Here is an 18149-nt window from a genome sequence, read left to right as displayed (position 1 = left end):
GTGCTGTCCACAGGGACCGCCGCCAGTGTCGGTGCTGGCGCCTACCCTGGGTTTCATGGCCGGATTCGCAAGCACCCTGCGTGCGGCGAAGTGGTTGACCCGGCTGACCCCCGAGGACGTGCGGCGGTCCGTGCACCCCTTTGCCTACGAGCGTGGGGTCGGTTACGCCGACTCCGAACGAGTGATCGCGCTGTACGGCGAGCCGACCCGGTTGACGGCTCTGGTCGCCGGATCTGAGGCCACGCCGTACGCGGTCATCGTGGACGTTCGCGACGTCGGCCGTGGTCGCGTGAGTTGGACGTCGCGGTGTTCGTGTCCGTTGGAGACCGACTGCAAACACGTGGTCGCAGCCCTGCTGACCGCGATCGAGGTCATCGCACCGGAAGCGGCGCCACCACCGGCCCCCGATGCGTGGCGGGGGCGCGTCGAGACCTGGGTGCGTGAGGCTGCTTCCCAGGCCGAGGACAAGGTTGCGCTCGGGCTGCGGTTCGCGGTGACGTCCGGCCCGCGGGCGGGCGGTGAACTGATGGTCCTGCTGACGCCGACCCGGATGGGCAAGACCGGTCGGTGGCACAAGGAGGTCCGCTGGTCCGATATCGAGTACGACGCGTCGCGGGTCTACAACGCGACGCAAGTCCGGGCGCTGGTGGAGTTACGCAATCGCTTCCGCAACAGCAACGCATCGCGGTACGTCTATGGCGACACGATGATGCTGCAGTTCGCGGACGCCCCGGTGTGGCGCGCGTTGCAGGCGGTCGTCGACGCCGGGGTGGCGTTGGTGCCGGGATACCAGCAGGACTTCCCGATCCGGTTCGAACTGCGCGAGCGCGAGCCGCGGGTGCAGGTGCAGCGCGACCCCGACGGTGGCATCGAGTTACACGCGCAGCTCGATGCGATCGCCGGCGGCCGGTTCATCGGTCAACCGATGCATGCGGTCCTCGCCTATGACGACGACCAGGGCCTGCAGATCCTCGGCTTCGGGGCACCGGTCAGTCCGATCGTGGACGCCCTGATCCGCGACGGGTCGCTGCGGGTGCCGGCAGGCGATGCCGACGAATTCCTGCACGTCTACTACCCGCGGCTGGCTCCGCGCATCGAAACCGCCGAGCCGATCGAGGGCGAGATCGAGCAACCCGAGCCGCTGCGGTTGCGTCTCACGCTCAGTCCCGCGCCGGGTGCGGCCGACGCTCCGCCCCGGATCGGCGTCCGAGCGCACATGTTCTACGCCGGGCGGTTCGCTGAGGAGGTGAGTCTGGAGCACACCTCGATGCGGCGGGACCGGCCGATGGAGCGGGACCTGATCCAGCGGCTGATCCCCGTGTTGCAGCCACTGGGTCTGCTGGAGACGGTGGGCGGTCTGGGCTGGTGGCCGCGCGCCGAGCATGTGCTGTCCGATGAGGCGGCACTGTCCTTGATCGCTGATCTGGAGGACCTGCGCGCCCACGAGGATCTGCTGCTGGAGTTGTCCGGTGAGTTGCCGGTCTTCGAAGAGGCCGGTGCCGATCCACTGATCGAGATCGCCACCCACCAGGACCCCGACGACCCGGACTGGCTCAACCTCATGGTGACCATCACCATCGACGGGGAGTCGGTGCCGATCGGTCCGCTGATCAAGGCGCTCGCCCAGGACAAGGACGTTCTGGTCCTACCGTCGGGCACCTGGTTCACCCTCGACAAACCGGATCTGCTGCGGCTGCGGGACCTGCTGGCCGAGGCGCGCGAGATCGCCGACCGACCCAGCGGCGTCGCGATCAACCGCTATCAGGTGGGGTTGTGGGAGGAGTTGGAGCAACTGGGTGTGGTCGACGAGCAGGCGTTCGCCTGGCAGGCCACCGTTGCGGCGCTGCGCTCGCGCGGCGTCGACCTCGAGGCCACACTGCCGGACGGGCTGAAGGCCGAACTGCGGCCCTATCAACACGCCGGCTACGCCTGGTTGCACACGTTGTGGACGGCCGGTTTGGGCGGGGTGCTGGCCGATGACATGGGTCTTGGTAAAACCCTGCAAACCATCGCGTTGCTCGAATACGCCCGCGCTGCAGGGGATCTCGATGACAAACCCATCCTCGTGGTCGCGCCCAGTTCGGTCGTCGGCACGTGGGTCTCCGAAGCTGCGAAGTTCGCACCGGATCTGCGCGTCGTGCCCGTGGTGCAGACCAGTGCGCGACGCGGCGGCCAGGCCCTGGGTGATCAGATCAGCGGCGCGCACGTCGTGGTGACCTCGTACGCCGTGCTGCGACTGGACGCCGAGGCCTTCCACACCCTGTCGTGGCGGGGACTGGTCCTCGATGAGGCGCAGAACGTCAAGAACCACCAGAGCAAGACGTTCCACGCGGCCAAGCGGGTCGGCGCCCCGTTCACCCTGGCGATCACCGGCACCCCGTTGGAGAACTCACTGATGGATCTGTGGGCGATGTTCGCGCTCGCCGCGCCCGGGCTCTACCCACGGCCGGAGCAGTTCATGGCGATCTATCGCAAGCCGATCGAAAGCGGGGAGAAACCGGAGCGCCTGGACCAGTTGCGTCGCCGGATCCGGCCGCTGATGTTGCGGCGAACGAAGTCCGAAGTGGCAACTGACCTGCCGGACAAGCAAATTCAGGTGCAAAACATCACGCTCGGGACGAAGCACAGCACCATCTACCGGCGGCACCTGCAGCGGGAGCGCCAGCGCATGCTCGGCCTGCTGGAGGACCCCGAGGCCAACCGGATCGCCATCCTCGCCGCGTTGACGAGACTTCGGCAGCTGGCCCTGGATCCGAGTCTGGTGGATCAGGAGTACGCCGCCCGCGAGTTGCCGGCCAAGCTCGCCTTTCTCGTCGAGCAGATCCAGGAGGTCTCTGCCGAGGGCCACCGGGCATTGGTGTTCAGTCAGTTCACCCGCTTCCTCGGTCGCGCGCGAGACGCGCTGGAGAACGCCGGTCTGAGCACGGCGTACCTCGATGGGTCGATGACCGCCAAAGCCCGCCAGAAGGAGATCGACGGTTTCCGCGCCGGCGATCAGGCGGCGTTCCTGATCTCGCTGAAAGCCGGCGGCACCGGCCTGACCCTGACGGAGGCCGACTACGTCTTCGTGCTCGATCCGTGGTGGAACCCGGCCGCCGAGGCGCAGGCGATCGACCGGGCGCACCGCATCGGGCAGGACAAGCCCGTCACCGTCTACCGGTTGGTCTCCGCGGAGACCATCGAGGAAAAGGTGCTCGCCCTGCAAGAACGCAAACGCGATCTCTTCACGCAGGTGGTCGACGACGGCGGTGCGCTCAGCGGTGGACTGACTGCGCAGGACCTGCGCGGCTTGTTCGAGTAGGAACCTACGGATGAGAAGGTTTCTTTTCTACGGAAGTAGAAATGTGCTCCGGGTCACGTCTACAGTCGGCGCATGGCTCTCTTCTCCCACGAACGTTCCTACGCCGGCGCCCGCGTCCTGCTGACCGGTGGCTGCTCCGGTCTCGGGCTCGAACTGACCAAGCTGTTTGCCGCCGACGGTGCCCGCGTGTTGGTCGGCGACATCCACGAGCAAGCCCCCGAGGGTGTGCTGCCCGCGGGAGTCGAGTACCGCAAACTCGACATCCGCAGTGACGAACAGTGGGAAGAGACCCGCAACTGGATGGAAGCCAACTGGGGCGGCATCGACGTCCTGGTCAACAACGCCGGCATCGCGGCCGGCGGTCGCCTCGATGTCGAGGGGATGGACAACTGGCAGCGAATCGTCGACGTGAACCTCCTCGGCGCGGTCCGTGGGATCCGCACGTTCGTCCCGTTGATGAAGGCCCAACGCTCCGGTCAGATCATCAACACCGCCTCGTTGGCCGGCTTGGTGCACGCGCCCGCGATGGCCTCCTACAACGCGGTGAAGGCGGGCATCGTGGCCGTGTCCGAGACGGCCCGTTGGGAGCTGGCGCCGTACAAGATCTCGGTCTCGGCGATCTGCCCGTCGTTCTTCCGCACCAACCTGCACCACTCCCTGGAGGGCAAGGACGTGGAGATGGAGCAGACCGCGGTCAACCTGATCACCAAGGCTCCGCGCGGAGCGGCGCAGGTGGCGGCCACGGCGTACAAGAAGGTGAAGCAGGGCAAGTTCATCGTCATCACCGACCCGGACGGTCAGATCGCCTACTTCGGCAAGCGCTACTCGCCGCTGGTCTACAAGGCACTGATGCTGCAGGCAGGCCGTCGGGTGGGCTCGGGGAAGACTCCGGTGCCCCCGATCATCGACAAACTGCAGTCTCTGGGCGCGAAACGCTGAGCACATCGCTGCTGGTCAGACGCCTTTGCCGGGGCTAGTACTGGCGGTTACCAATCCGTATCTTCTACAGTGGTAGAAACGTGACTCACGTCACGAGGACCGCTGCCTCAATCCTTCCGCTGCACCGATCTCGAATCCGAGGAGAAGCCCATGTCACTGGCTACGGAGTTCCGGACCTCCATTGACGACGACGACTTCCTGGCCCGGCTGCTCAGTTCCAGCGAGCAGTTGTCCTATGACCCCGACAAGGAGATCGACTGGGCGGCGCCGCTGGACCCCACCAAGTACGGCTTGAACCCGGAGTGGAGCACGCTGTACGGGACACCGCTGTGGGACAAGATGTCCGAGCAGCAACGGATCGACCTGACCCGTCACGAGGTCGGCTCGATCATGCAGATCGGCATCTGGTTCGAGATGATCCTGCAGCAGATGATCATCCGTGATCAGTACCTCAAGGAGCCTGCCGGTCACGAGTTCCGCTTCGCCCTGACCGAGATCGCCGATGAGTGCCGGCACTCCCTGATGTTCGCCAAGACCTGCGAGAAGATGGGCATCCCGCACTACACGCCCGACCCGGTGTCCAAGGAATTGGCCCGCGGGTTCAAGGCGGTCGCCTGGGGTGAGAACGCCTACGGCGCGATCCTGGTCGCCGAGGAGATCCTCGACGTCATGCAGCGGGACTGGATGCGCGGGGAGAACGTGTTGGACGAGGTCCGCACGACCAGCAAGATCCACGTCGTCGAGGAAGCCCGGCACATGGGCTTCGCCCGGCACGAGATCCGCGAGCGGATGGAAGGCACCTGGGCGCCGCGGCAGATGCTCGCCGCGAAGGCGATCTCGATCGTGGCCTTCGTCATCGTGAAGAACCTGGTCAGCAAGGACGTCTACGAGAACGTCGGGCTGGACCGCAAGGAAGCGCTGCACGCGGTGAAGCACAACACCCATCACCAGAACCTCATGCGGTTGTCCTGCATTCACTTGATGGACTTCCTCAACGAATGCCGGTTGATCACGCCGATTAGCACGCCGTGGTACCGCGCCGTGCACATGCTCTGATCCGTACTGGCCCGAACAGAAAATCCCATGGCTTTCGTTATCACGCAGTCCTGCTGCGCGGACGCGTCGTGCGTCTCCGTGTGCCCGGTCAACTGCATCCACCCGACACCCGACGAGCCGGACTTCGGCACCACCGACACGCTGTACGTCGATCCCGCGGTCTGCATCGACTGCGGTGCGTGCGCGGACGCGTGCCCGGTCAAGGCGATCGTTCCCGCCGACATCCTGCGCGGTGACGCCCGCAGGTTCATCGACATCAATGCGCAGTTCTATGACACGCCGCGCGATGAAACCGCATGGACCGCACCGTCCTTCACCCACTCGATGGACACCGACGGCGAACCACTGCGGATCGCGATCGTCGGCTCCGGGCCGGCTGCGTCGTACACCGCGCGGCACCTGCTGACCACGACCACCTGCGACGTGGCGATCTTCGAGCGTCTGCCGATTCCCGGCGGTTTGCTGCGCGAGGGGGTTGCCCCTGATCACGGCAGCACCAAAGCCATGGCCAGTGCCTTCCGCTGGGTGTACGCGCACCCGCGCACCTCGACGTACTTCAATGTGGAAGTCGGCAAGGACATCAGCCTGGCCGAGTTGCGGCAGCGCTTCCACGCCGTCATCTACGGAGTCGGCGCGCGCGGAGCCAACACGGTCGGCTTCGTGGGCGAGGCGGACCCGGCGGTCGTGCACGCCGGCGATGTTGTCGGCTGGTACAACGGCCGCCCGAGCGAGCCCGGGGTTGCGCCCTTCGCGATGCCGCTGGATCGAGAGCGGGTCGTCGTCATCGGCAACGGCAACGTCGCCCTCGACGTCGCACGGACGTTGCTGGCTCCGGTCGAGTCTCTGGCGAACACCGACATGCCTGCCGGTGTCGTGGAGCAGTTGCGACACAGCAAGGTTCGCGAGGTCGTGGTGCTCGGGCGGCGGGCGCCGAAGTTCGCCGCGTTCACCCGCCCGGAGTTGCTGATGCTGCCGGAGACCGCCCGCTGCGACGTCGTGATCGAGGACCGGCCCGGAATCCGCGAGGAGATCGCCGAGCTCACCGAGGTGCGGCACCAGGTGCTGGCCTCGCTGCCGGTGGTGCCGATCGATCTGACCTCGCCTCCGGCGCCGGGCAAGCGCATCGTGCTGGGTTTCGACACGACCATTGCGCAGGTCGTGCAGGGGCAAGTCAGTTTGCGGCGCACCCAGGACGCCGCCGCCGGCGACGGGATGCCACCGCAGGAGTTTGCGATCGGTGCGGCGACCGTCGTTCTCGCCAATGGGTTCCGAGTGCTGCCGCAGCCCGGCCTGCCCTATGACGAGGTCACCCACCGCATCCCCCAGCAGGACGGGCGGGTCATCGACCCGAGCACCGGCACGCCGATTCCCGGCGTCTACCTGGTTGGGTGGACCAAGCGTGGCGCGGTCGGTGGACTCGGCAAGAACCGTCTTGACTCCGAATCGACCATCAACGCGGTGCTGGAAGACGCCAACGCGGGCCTGCTGAAGAAGCCGACGATGGGCTGGTTGGCCTTCCGGCGGCTGATCAACGGTCGCACCGATGTCGTCACCGCTCGCCGGGCACTGCACGTGCTCGACCGCGAGGAAAAAGCGGGCCGCAAGGTGGGTCGCCCCCGCGAGAAGTTCGTGTCGACCGATGAGTTGCTGGCCGCCTCCCGTCTGTTGCCCCGACGGGACCGTACGCCGATCGGCTGAGGGGGGTGCGTCGACAATCGCGACGGTCACCCGGCGATCAGGTGTTGCTCTGCGGTCCGATCTGGCCGTTCTGGTTGGACTGACCGTTCTGGTTCGACTGGCCGTTCTGGTTGGACTGGCCGTTCTGGTTGGACTGACCTTGTTGGTTCTGGTTGCCGCCGAAACCGCCGGTGCCACCCCCGGGAAGGTGCCGCCACCGAAGCCACCGCCACCACGCCCACCGAACTGGTTCTGCGTCGTGCCCTGGGGGACGGCGGCGGCTGCCGCGATTGCGCCGGTTGCTGACAATCCGATGGCCAGCGCGGCCACGACGGCGGTCTTCTTGCCCGACCACCGACTACCCCGACCATCACCCGCGGGCTCCGTTGTCGCTACCTGCGGTGCGCCGGCTGCCGGCGGGACGTACTGCGCGGCGTACTGCGGAGCGTTTGGGTCGGGTTGGACGTACTGGGCCGCGTACTGCGGAGCGTTCGGGTCGGGTTGGGGGTACTGGGCCGCGTACTGCGGAGCGTTCGGGTCGGGATGGACGTACGGCGCGGCGTACGTCGGCTGCCCGGTGGTCGGCTGGGGCTGGGGGGTTGGTTCGGGCGTGGAAGGGTACTGCGGCTGGCTCATCGGCGATCCTCTCGCGACTCGGGGACGGGCTCTTGCGGCCAGGTAACCGTGGCCAGCTGTGGTGTTGCTGTGGTCCCCGTAGCCCGCGGCAAAGAGTGGAATTGCGGGTGTCACGGCTCACATCGGCGGCCATAACGACCGTCACAGGAATCCCAAAGACTCGACCGCCACCGTCGTTGGCATGGAGACCGCAACCCCGACGCTGCGCAGCACCGAGCAGGCTGCCCCGGCGTCCGCACACTTCTGGACGCGGAAGGTGGACGTTGACCCGACCACCCCGCGGACCTCCCGGCTGACGCGCCTCGTGCGCGGACCTGAAGAAGACCCCCGTTGGGCCCGGCCCGCACTGCTGGCGCTGCTCGCCGCCACTGCCGTCTTCTACTTCATCAACCTGACCGCGAGCGGCTGGGCCAACTCGTTCTATTCCGCTGCGGTGCAGGCAGGTTCGTCGAACTGGGAGGCCTTCCTCTTTGGTTCCTCCGACGCTGCCAACTCGATCACCGTCGACAAACCGCCGGCCGCGCTGTGGATCATGGCGCTGTCGGTGCGCGTGTTCGGGTTGAGCTCCTTCTCGATCCTGATGCCGCAGGTGCTGATGGGTGTGGCGACGGTCGGCGTCCTCTACGCCACCGTGAAGCGATACTTCGGCCCCGCGGCCGGTCTGCTGGCCGGTGCTGTGATGGCGTTGACGCCCGTCGCGGTGCTGATGTTCCGCTTCAACAACCCCGACGCCTTGCTGGTGCTGCTCATGACGCTGGCCGCGTGGGCCACGATGCGCGCCATCGAGAAGGGTTCGATCAAGTGGATGGTCTGGGTCGGGGTGTTCCTCGGCTTCGGCTTCCTGACCAAGACGTTGCAGGTGTTCCTGGTTGTGCCGTTCCTCGGGATCGCCTTCCTCGTGTGCGCGAACACCACGCTGCGCCGCCGGATCATCGGCAGCCTGGCGGGTATCGCCGCAATGGTCGTCTCAGCCGGTTGGTGGGTGGCCATCGTTGAGCTCACCCCGGCGAGCATGCGGCCGTACATCGGCGGCAGTCAGGACAACTCGTTCCTGTCGTTGACCTTCGGCTACAACGGATTCGGTCGGTTGTCCGGCAACGAGACCGGCTCGGTCGGCGGCGGTGGTGGTGGCACCGGCGGCGGAATGTGGGGTGAGACCGGCATCTTCCGGATGTTCAGTGACTCCACGGGTGGACAGATCTCGTGGTTGATCCCCACGGCCCTGGTGCTGCTGGGCGTCGGGCTCTTCCTGCGCGGCCGTAAGCCCCGCACGGACCTGAGACGGGCCGCCTACCTGATCTTCGGGGGCTGGCTGATCGTCACCGGACTGACGTTCTCGTTCATGGCGGGCATCTTCCACGACTACTACACCGTTGCGTTGGCGCCGGCAATCGCCGCCTTGGTCGGCATGGGCGCCGTCGAAGCCTGGGAACGTCGTACGTCCCCGATCGGCTCGATCACGCTGGCGGTGGCAACGGCCGCGGCCGCTGTCTGGTCCTTCATCCTGCTGAGCCGCACCACGGAGTACGGCGACTGGCTGCGGATCGGGGTCCTCGCAGTGGGCATGGCCAGCGCCTTCCTGATGCTGGCGCTGAACTGGCTGCACCGCAAGGCAATTCCGCTGGTGCTCGCGGGTGCGGTGGTTGCCGGCTTGGCCGGCCCCGCGGCGTACAGCGTGACGACGGTGAGCGAGGCGCACACCGGCTCGATCGTGACCGCTGGCCCCAGCACCGGAGGTATGGGCGGCGGCATGGGTGGTGGCCGCGGCGGTATGGGCGGCGGCCAGGCACCGGGTGGCACGACCGGCGGCACCGGGACTCAGCAGGGCCCCGGCGGTACGACGGGGCAGGCGCCCGGCGGCGGGACCGGCACCCAGCAAGGACCCGGTGGTACGACGGGTGGCACCGGTGGCGGCACCGGCACCCAGGGCGGTGGCGGGATGGGCGGTTTGCTCAACTCGACCACTCCGAGTACTGAGGTTGTCGCTGCGCTGCAGGCGAACGCCAGCAAGTACACCTGGGTAGCGGCAGCCATCGGCAGCCAGAACGCTGCGGGTCTGCAACTGGCGACGCAGCTCCCGGTGATGGCGATCGGCGGCTTCAACGGAAGCGACCCGAGCCCGACCCTGGCGCAGTTCAAGGCCTACGTCGCCGAGGGCAAGATCCACTACTTCTACGGATCCTCGACGGGAGCCGGCTCCGGCAGCGGAAGTTCGATCGCTTCCTGGGTCGCCGCCAACTTCAAGAAGGTCACCATCGGTGGTTCCACCTTCTACGACCTGACGCAGCCCACGTCGACTAGCTCGACAAGCTCGTCGAGCACCTCAACCACCTGATACGGAAGGTGAATCTGATGAAGCGACAGTCGAATTCAGTGGGCAGCGGAGTCACCGTGCTCGATGTGGTGATCCCGGTCTACAACGAGCAGGAGCAGCTCAGCGACAGCGTCCGGACGGTGCACGCGTACCTGAGTGAGCAGTTCGCCTATCCCTTCCGGATCACGGTCGCGGACAACGCTTCGACGGACGGGACCTTGCACATCGCCCACCAGGTGCAGCGCGAGTTGCCCGGGGTCCGCGTGGTGCACCTGGACCAGAAGGGCCGGGGTAGGGCGCTGAAGCAGACCTGGCTCGGCTCGGATGCGTTGGTGCTGGCGTACATGGACGTGGACCTGTCCACGGACCTGGATGCGCTCGCACCGCTGGTCGCCTCGCTGATGTCGGGTCACTCCGATGTCGCGATCGGCAGCCGGTTGGCGCGGGGTGCGAACGTCGTGCGCGGAGCCAAGCGGGAGTTCATCTCACGCAGCTACAACCAGTTGCTGCGCACGGTGCTGCGGGTGCAGTTCACCGACGCGCAGTGCGGCTTCAAGGCGATCCGCGCCGACGTGGCCCGCGAGTTGCTGCCGCTGGTGAAGGACACCACGTGGTTCTTCGACACCGAGATGCTGGTGCTGGCGCAGTGGTCCGGCCTGCGCACGCACGAAGTCCCGGTCGACTGGTACGACGACCCGGACAGTCGCGTCGACATCCCGCAGACGGTCAAGGACGACCTGGCCGGGGTGTGGCGGTTGCTGCGGACGCGCTCGCAGTTGCGACCCGCGTTGAACCAGATTCGCGGATCGATGGGACGCGGCCGGTTGCTGCCCGTGCAGCCCGCCGCACCCACCACACTGCCGGTGGCCGTCGGTCACTAGCGGCTGCCGGTGGAGCGTTTAACCCCATAGGTAGAAGTCGAAGGTAGACTTCTACCTATGGGGTTGAACATCAAGAACGAGCGTGTTCACGAACTCGCTAAAGAGGCGGCACGTCGTACTGGCCGCACGCAGACAGGTGTCATCGAGGTCGCCCTGGAAGAGTTCCTTGCGCGCACGGAGGCTGAGCAATCGGCCGAGGCACGTCGGCGGCGTGCTGAAGAACTCATCGCCGACCTGCAGTCGATGTATGCCGGTCAGGACCTCTCGACCGACTTCTTGTATGACGACGAGACCGGTCTGCCGGCGTGATCGTTGATACCTCAGCCCTCGTTGCGGTACTCAAGGCCGAGGCTGGGTGGGAGCGGATAGTTGCAACTGTGGAGGCGGCGCCGAGTCTGCTGATGTCCGCAGCTACGTACGTTGAACTCGGGATCGTCGTTGATCGCCGAGGGGGTTCCGCGGGTACCAGGCGGGCAGACAACCTGCTTCGTTCGTGGCGGGTTGAGGTGACGGATGTGACAGTTCGGCAGGCCAATATCGCCCGCGCTGCCTATCGAGACTTCGGCAAGGGCACCGGGCACCCCGCCCAGCTCAACTTCGGAGACTGCTTCGCCTACGCGCTGGCCGTCGAGCGAGACGAGCCACTGCTCTTCGTCGGCGACGACTTCAGCCACACCGACGTTCGCGTAGCTCCGCTATAGCCTCGGCAGCGGCGGCAGCGGCAATTCGTAGAGCCACGGCTCCACGATGCGTCCGACCGGGTGCCCGGTGAAGGTCTGCGCGAACTCCACGAACTCCTGCGTCGTGGCGTTGCTGCCCTTGAACCGGTCGATCCAGCCGGCCAGCAGCGCGAAGAACGACTCGTCGCCGATGGCCGCGCGGATCGCGTGCACCGTCAACGCCCCGCGTTTGTAGACCCAGTCATCGAAGACCTGCTCCGGCCCGGGGGCGGCCAGCAGGTGCCGAGGAGTCTTGCCGGACAACTGTTTCCAGTGCAGCGCCGCCTGGTCCTGGGTCGAGCCGTGGCCGCATTCCTGGGACCACAGCCACTCGCTGTAGCACGCGAAACCCTCGTGCAACCAGATGTCCTGCAACCGCGCCAGAGTCACCGCATTGCCGAACCACTGATGCGCCAACTCGTGCGCGATCAGCCGCTGGCTGTCCCACCGGCGATCCAGCAGGTTCGATCCGAAGATGGACAACGACTGCGCCTCGAGCGGGATCTCCAGTGAATCGTCCGTCACCACAATGCGATACGAGGGGAACGGGTACGGCCCGAAGCACCGGGTGAACAGTTGCATCATCGCGGTCTGGTCGGCGAACGCCCGGTCGAACCGGGTCCGCAGCGCAGGCGGCACCACGGCGTACGTCCGGGTGGGTCCGCCGGTGACCTCGTGCTCGACGTACCGGCCGATCTGCACCGTCGCCAGGTAGGGCGCCATCGGCTCGGTCTGCACGTAACTCCATGTCGTCTTCGAGCCGTGCCGGCGCACCCCGGTGCGTGAGCCGTTGGCGACCACGAAGTACGCCGAGTTGCAGGTGACGTTGATCCGGTAGGGCGCTTTGTTGCTGGCCCGGTCGTTGCACGGGAACCAACTCGGTGCCCCGCCGGGCTGCCCGGCGACCAGGACGCCGTCCTCGAGTTCCTCCCAGCCCGCTTCGCCGACCTTGTCGCGCACGACGCTGGGCACGCCGCGATAGGCGACCGTGAACGTGACCCGATCATCCACCCGAAGCGGCGAGGACAACCGCAACCGCAATCGGTTGCCGTCGTGCCGATGCCGCTCCAACTTCACCCCGGTGATCTTCACGACCTTGAGTGCGTGCAGATCGAGCGTCAGGCCGCGCAGGTTGTCCTGCAGGGCGCGGATGGTGAGGGTGGCGCGACCGGACAGGTGGTTGTTCTCGATGGCGTAGTCGAGGTCCAGGTCGTATCTGGTGACGTCGTACGTCGTGTCGCCGTGACCCGGCAGGTAGGGATCAGCCGACGGCATCAGTCCTCCGCCCACGGGCCGATCGGGTTGCCGACCCAACGGGTTTTGTCCGGGACGGATTCCCCACGCATGACCAATGACACCGGACCGACCGTAGCGTGCCGACCCAGCCGCGCGGCGGGCAGGATCACCCCGTGGGGGCCGAGTGTCGCGCCTTCGGCGAGTTCGACGGTGTCCAGTGACAGGACCCGGTCGTGGAAGAGATGGGTCTGCACGACGCACCCCCGGCCCACGCTGGCACCTGCCCCGAGCCGGATCAGATCGGTCTCCGGCAACCAGTAGGTCTCGCACCACACGCCGCGCCCGATCCGCGAACCCATCGCGCGCAACCACAGGTTCAGCACCGGGGTGCCCGCGACGCAGCGGGCCAGCCAAGGCGCGGCCAGCATCTCCACGAACGTGTCGGCCAGTTCGTTGCGCCACACGAAGGAACTCCACAGTGGGTGCTCGCCGGCCCGCACCTTGCCGATCAGCAACCATTTGGCCAGTACGGCGAGTGCGGCCGCGACCAGTCCGCCCACCATGAGCAGTGGGCCGAGCAGGACGACCGCCCACGCCCAGCCAAGGTGCTGCTGCACTGCCCATGCCCCCAGCGCGACGCCTGCGGCCAACGCGAAGGCCAGCAGCCACGGCACGATCCGGCACACCTCGACCAGTGATCGCGCGACCTTCAGGCGGGTGGCCGGTGCGTAGGTGCGGGAGGAGTCACCTTCGTCGGCGTGCCGGCGCAATTGCATGGGCGGGCTGCCGATCCAGGACGTGCCGGACGAGGCGTGTTCCTTGCGTCCGGGAGCAGCCGAGAGTACGGCGACCAGCCCCTCCTTGGGCACCTTGCGCCCCGGGGCGGTCATCCCCGAGTTCCCGACGAAGGCCCGCTTGCCGACCCGGGACTTCTCGGTGCGCAACCAGCCGCCGCCGAGTTCGTAGGGGCCGATCAGCGTGTCGTCGGCCAGGAACGCGCGCTCCCGCACGGTTACCAGCTTCGGGATCATCAGCACGGTGGAGGCTTCGACCTCGTCGCCGATCTTCGCGCCGAGCGCGCGCAGCCAGGAGGGAGTGAGGGCGCTGGAGTAGATCGGGAAGAGCCAGCCGCGGGCTTCGTCCATCGTGCGCAGCGTGCCCCAGGCGGCCAGCGCGTGCCAGGAGTGCACCGGGTGGTGGCCGGGTGCGACGCCGGTGCCGAGGAAACGGACGAGCAGCCAGATCAGCAGGGCCAACACGATGATGCCGGTCAGGCCACCGGCCAGCAGCGCGGGGACCGCCATCGCCGCCAGCGAGCGATCCCCGACCACCGCGATCGCGACGCCAAGGCCCGCGACCGTTGCCACGACGGGCAGGAGGCTGATGACGATGGCCAGGACGCCGTACGCGATGGACCACAGCGGGCGGTGTGGTGGATGCTCGTCGGACCACGAACCGCGCGCTTTGCCCGACCGGCGGGCGGGTGCGCCACTCCAGGCCTGATCAGCCGGCACCGTCCCGAAAACGCCTGATCCTGGGGCGATTTCGCTGCGTCGACCGACGTCGCACCCGGGGACCAGCATCGAGCGGGTGCCGACCCGTGCATCACGGCGCACGGTGACCTGACCGATGTGGATGCGGTCGCCGTCCATCCAATGACCGGACAGGTCGACCTCTGGCTCAATCGAGGCACCACGGCCGACGTGCAGCATGCCGGTGACTGGCGGGATGGAGTGCAGGTCGGCATCGCGACCGATCCGGGCGCCCAACGCCCTTGCGTACCAGAGCATCCACGGGGCACCGGACAGTTTGGTGGCGCCGGTCTCGTCGGCGATCCGCTCGGCCAGCCACAGCCGCAGATGGACCTTACCGCCGCGCGGATAGTTGCCCGGCTTCACTCCGAGCAGCACGATGCGGATCAGTCCGACCGCCATCGCCATCCGGCCGAGGGGGGTCAGGAAGAGTGCCCACATCACCAGGACGAGCCAGCCGGAGGGTCGGGGTACGTCGATCGGCACGTGGCCGGCGACCAGCCAGCAGCCGAGCAGCAGCCAGGCGGCCCAGCGCAGTCCGGCCAGCCAACGGGTCCCGAAGAGGGCGAGTTGCTGCCCGGCCTGCGACTTCAGGGGAGTTGGTCGCACGGGTTTGCTGCGCAGCTGTGCGCTCGCGGACATCGAATCGAGCCGGGTGGCAAGCGATTCCACGGTGGGGTAGTCGTAGACGTCGGCGACGGTGATCTCGGGGTAGGTCTCCCGCAGCCGGGAGACGATCTGCGCCGCGGACAGGGAACCGCCGCCGAGGTCGAAGAAATCGTCGCTGGGTGAGCCGACGACAGCACCCAGCACTTCCAGCCACTGGTCGGCGACCTGTTGCTGGGAGGGAGTCAGTTCAGCGGTGCCGTCGGACTCGGCGCGCAGGGTTGCGACCGGCCAGGGGAGCGCGTCCCGGTCGATCTTGCCGGAGGTGCGAGTGGGTAGCGTGTCGACCTGCGCCAACCGCGGGACCATGGTCGCGGGTAGTTCGGCACGCAACCGGGCCATCGCGGCCGAGAGGTCGAAATCGCCTGCGACGGTGATGTATCCGACCAGGATCTTCGCGCCGGCGTCGGTCTGTCGGACTGCGGCCGCACCGCCGGCGACTCCGGGCAGCGCGGTGAGCGCCGCATCGACCTCGCCCAGTTCGATGCGGCGGCCACCGAGTTTGATCTGGTCGTCGGCGCGACCGGCGAAGAGCAGTCCGGCTTCGTCTTTGATGACGACGTCACCTGAGCGGTAGGCGCGATCCCAACCCAGGGTCGGCATCGCGGCGTACTTCTCAGCGTCCTTGGCTGGATCGAGGTAGCGCGCCAGGCCGACACCGCCGATGATCAACTCACCGGACTCGTGCTCGGGCACCGGATGCCCCTGTGCGTCAACGGCTTCCAGATCCCAGCCGTCCAAAGGCAGGCCGATCCGGACCGGCCCCTCGGCGGTCAACTGCGCGGCGCACGCGACGACGGTCGCCTCGGTGGGGCCGTAGGTGTTCCAGATCTCCCGGGTGGCGGTCGCGTAGCGGGCGCCGAGTTCGGGTGGGCAGGCCTCGCCGCCGAGGATCAGCAGGCGCACCTTGTCCAGGGCCTGCGCGGGCCACAGCGCCAGCAACGTCGGGACCGTGGAGACGACGGTGATGTCGTTGGCGACCAACCAGGGGCCGAGGTCCATGCCGCTACGCACCAAGGAGCGGGGCGCTGGGACCAGGCACGCGCCGTACCGCCAGGCCAGCCACATCTCCTCGCAACTGGCGTCGAAGGCGACGGACAAACCGGCCATGACCCGGTCGTCGGTGCCGATCGGGTGGCCCTGCAGGAAGAGGCGGGATTCGGCGTCGACGAAGGCGGCGGCGTTGCGATGCGAGACGGCGACACCCTTGGGCAGGCCGGTCGAGCCGGAGGTGAAGATGATCCAGGCGTCGTCCTCGACGGCAGGGGCGAGCACTTCGGGTCTTGCGTCGGCGGTCCGCAGGACAGTGAGCGCGAGGTCTTCGGTGAGGGTGGCGGCGACCCCTGCCTCGCCGAAGACGGTGACGGCCCGCTCGTCCGGGTCATCGGCGTCCACCGGGACGTACGCCGCGCCGGCCAGCAGGGTGCCGATGATGGCGATGTAGAGGTCGGTGGTTCCGGAGTTGATCCGGATGCCGATGCGGTCGCCGGGGCCGATACCTGCCTGGGCGAGTTGTTCGGCCAGCGCAGAGGCGGTTTCGAGGAGCTCGGCGTAGGTCAGGACCGTGTTGCCGCTGTCGATCGCGGGGGAGTCGGGGCACTCGGCGGCGGTCTCGGTGAAGATGTCCACCAGCGTCCGCGGCGGTGGGGCCAAATCCCCCGGCGAAGGGTCACGCGATCCTCCTGGCGTCGTACGGCGGCAGCGACTCCAGTCTTTCACCGCTGCCCCCGCTGATGCCGCAGGGTCCGCGAAGCGGGCAGGTCAGCGTCGCTGATTCGGGAGGGATTCAGGATGTGGGAGCCGTTTGCTGGGCAAACGGCTCCCACATCCTCGATTGCTCCCAGAACGGCGGGGCTTAGCCGTCGATGCGCAGGGCCGGGGGCTGATCGATGTCGGCCCGCGTCGCCACTCGGCTGAGGAGTTCGGTGACATCTCGATGAGCCTGCTCCGCGCCATCCGGTCCGTCGAGCATTGAGGCGGTGGAGCGCTGGATGATCGCGGTGATGTGGTGGGCGTAACGGCGGACGGTGTATGACTGACGCAGCGGCTTGCCGAAACCGCCGTCCCATCGCCCGCTGATCTCCAATACGCGGACCGGCGATTCGCGCCACCAAGTGGCCCAGCCGGGATCAGCGTCAACATGTCGCAATAACCGTTCCAGCGTGCGTCGGTATCCCCGGGGCATGCCGTTAGTCATTCCGTGACCGAGAAAGATGATCTCGTGCGGCTGCTCCGGAGCTGAGCGACCAACGCCAAGGACGGATAAACCGAGACCGGAGTTAGTGAGGGGCCTTGCTGACCCTGGCGGATCCGGCGGCCACACCGCGTCCGGCTCTGTCGGTATCAGCTGCGGCAGTGTCCACTGCACGGTGGCAGATCGGGAGTTGAACAGGCCCACCGACGGCACCGCCTCGATGGTCTCCGCGTTTGTCCATCGCAACGTGCGGGCGGAGCGTTGGAATCCTTCGATCGTGCTGAAGCTGGGGACTGCCGCAGAGCGAAGACTTTGACCTGTTTGGACGTCGACCACCTCCAGGATGGCCACGCCGAAGCCGTTGTCCTGCAGGCTGAACCGCAGCCGGGCTTGGTGCTTCCGACCGCGCGACATCTTCCAGGGGCTGTCCCAGGCGAACTGATAGCGATCAGCGATCACGGCAGCGTGCGCCTCGTTCAGCTGCTCGACATCCCAACCTCGTGCCTCACCCAGTCGCAGCATGCCGCCGTGCACGGTTTCGAGGACAAGCGCTGCACGATGGTCCATATCCAATGTCCTCGCATCCGGTGGCAGAGTCACCCTGCCGGACTCAAACTCGCTCGGGTCGACCGACATTGCCACTTCGGCATTGCCCGGATCGCCCTGCTCGATGAAGAAGCGCACACTGCTCGTCCGGTTGTAGATCTCCAACTCGCGCAGCGCCTGGCTGTAACGCTCGCACACGCGCCGTGAGGTCCGGGCGAAGGCATCGCACTCGGGTTCGCCGGGGTCCCATGGCCCAGTCTCCGGTCCGGTTGGTGGCCAGAAGTGCACGTCCCGAAGCAGCGCCATGTGCGCCAGGCTAGTCAGCCGGCAGTACCGGCGAGGGCGGGTGAATGGCGTACCCAGCGCAGTCAGTGGAGGGACACCCGTTTTGAGGGCTTCATGACTTCAAGTCATGAAGCCCTCAAACACTGTCCGCCTTCCGCGGGCTGTTT

Annotated in this window: 11 protein-coding genes; 8 read left to right on the top strand and 3 right to left on the bottom strand. The window is 67.2% G+C overall.

Going from position 1 to position 18149, the window contains the following annotated elements; translation table 11 throughout:
* Window positions 1-55 precede the first annotated feature (55 nt).
* From DR843_RS15160 to DR843_RS15120, 8 genes are all read left to right on the top strand, one after another.
* Entirely contained in the window at window positions 56-3301 is a 3246-nt protein-coding gene (locus DR843_RS15160; protein ID WP_109689039.1) for a DEAD/DEAH box helicase, read from the top strand.
* 72 nt (window positions 3302-3373) lie between these two features.
* The gene (locus DR843_RS15155) at window positions 3374-4240 is read left to right on the top strand and encodes an SDR family NAD(P)-dependent oxidoreductase (protein WP_109687138.1); all 867 of its coding nucleotides are present in this window, start codon (window positions 3374-3376) and stop codon (window positions 4238-4240) included.
* Window positions 4241-4390: 150 nt separating this feature from the next.
* On the top strand, window positions 4391-5296 hold the full coding sequence (locus DR843_RS15150) for an AurF N-oxygenase family protein (RefSeq protein ID WP_109687136.1): 906 nt from the start codon (window positions 4391-4393) through the stop codon (window positions 5294-5296).
* A 27-nt stretch (window positions 5297-5323) separates the two neighbouring features.
* Entirely contained in the window at window positions 5324-6994 is a 1671-nt protein-coding gene (locus tag DR843_RS15145; RefSeq protein WP_109687134.1) for a 4Fe-4S binding protein, read from the top strand.
* Between the two features lie 796 nt (window positions 6995-7790).
* Entirely contained in the window at window positions 7791-9944 is a 2154-nt protein-coding gene (locus DR843_RS15135) for a glycosyltransferase family 39 protein (RefSeq protein ID WP_109687130.1), read from the top strand.
* Between the two features lie 17 nt (window positions 9945-9961).
* Window positions 9962-10804, top strand: coding sequence for a dolichyl-phosphate beta-glucosyltransferase (locus DR843_RS15130; protein WP_109687128.1), 843 nt, complete (start codon window positions 9962-9964; stop codon window positions 10802-10804).
* 57 nt (window positions 10805-10861) lie between these two features.
* Entirely contained in the window at window positions 10862-11113 is a 252-nt protein-coding gene (locus DR843_RS15125) for a type II toxin-antitoxin system VapB family antitoxin (protein WP_109687126.1), read from the top strand.
* Window positions 11110-11505, top strand: coding sequence for a type II toxin-antitoxin system VapC family toxin (locus tag DR843_RS15120; protein WP_109687124.1), 396 nt, complete (start codon window positions 11110-11112; stop codon window positions 11503-11505). The genes DR843_RS15125 and DR843_RS15120 overlap by 4 nt, the downstream gene beginning before the upstream one ends.
* Here DR843_RS15120 and DR843_RS15115 read toward each other — a convergent pair.
* From DR843_RS15115 to DR843_RS15105, 3 genes are all read right to left on the bottom strand, one after another.
* Complete coding sequence (locus DR843_RS15115) at window positions 11500-12798, bottom strand: M1 family metallopeptidase (RefSeq protein ID WP_109689037.1); 1299 nt, start codon at window positions 12796-12798, stop codon at window positions 11500-11502. The genes DR843_RS15120 and DR843_RS15115 overlap by 6 nt on opposite strands.
* The gene (locus DR843_RS15110; protein WP_342767188.1) at window positions 12798-16586 is read right to left on the bottom strand and encodes a Pls/PosA family non-ribosomal peptide synthetase; all 3789 of its coding nucleotides are present in this window, start codon (window positions 16584-16586) and stop codon (window positions 12798-12800) included. Before DR843_RS15110 ends, DR843_RS15115 begins: the two co-directional genes overlap by 1 nt.
* Window positions 16587-16812: 226 nt before the next feature.
* Window positions 16813-18003 (bottom strand): hypothetical protein, encoded by a 1191-nt coding sequence (locus DR843_RS15105; RefSeq protein ID WP_146202594.1) that lies wholly within the window; start codon window positions 18001-18003, stop codon window positions 16813-16815.
* Between the last annotated feature and the right edge of the window lie 146 nt (window positions 18004-18149).

Origin of the sequence: Branchiibius hedensis (assembly GCF_900108585.1) — a bacterium.
Lineage (GTDB): Bacteria > Actinomycetota > Actinomycetes > Actinomycetales > Dermatophilaceae > Branchiibius > Branchiibius hedensis.
The sequence above is the reverse complement of the archived record's forward strand: the minus strand, read 5'-3'. Positions and strand labels throughout refer to the sequence as shown.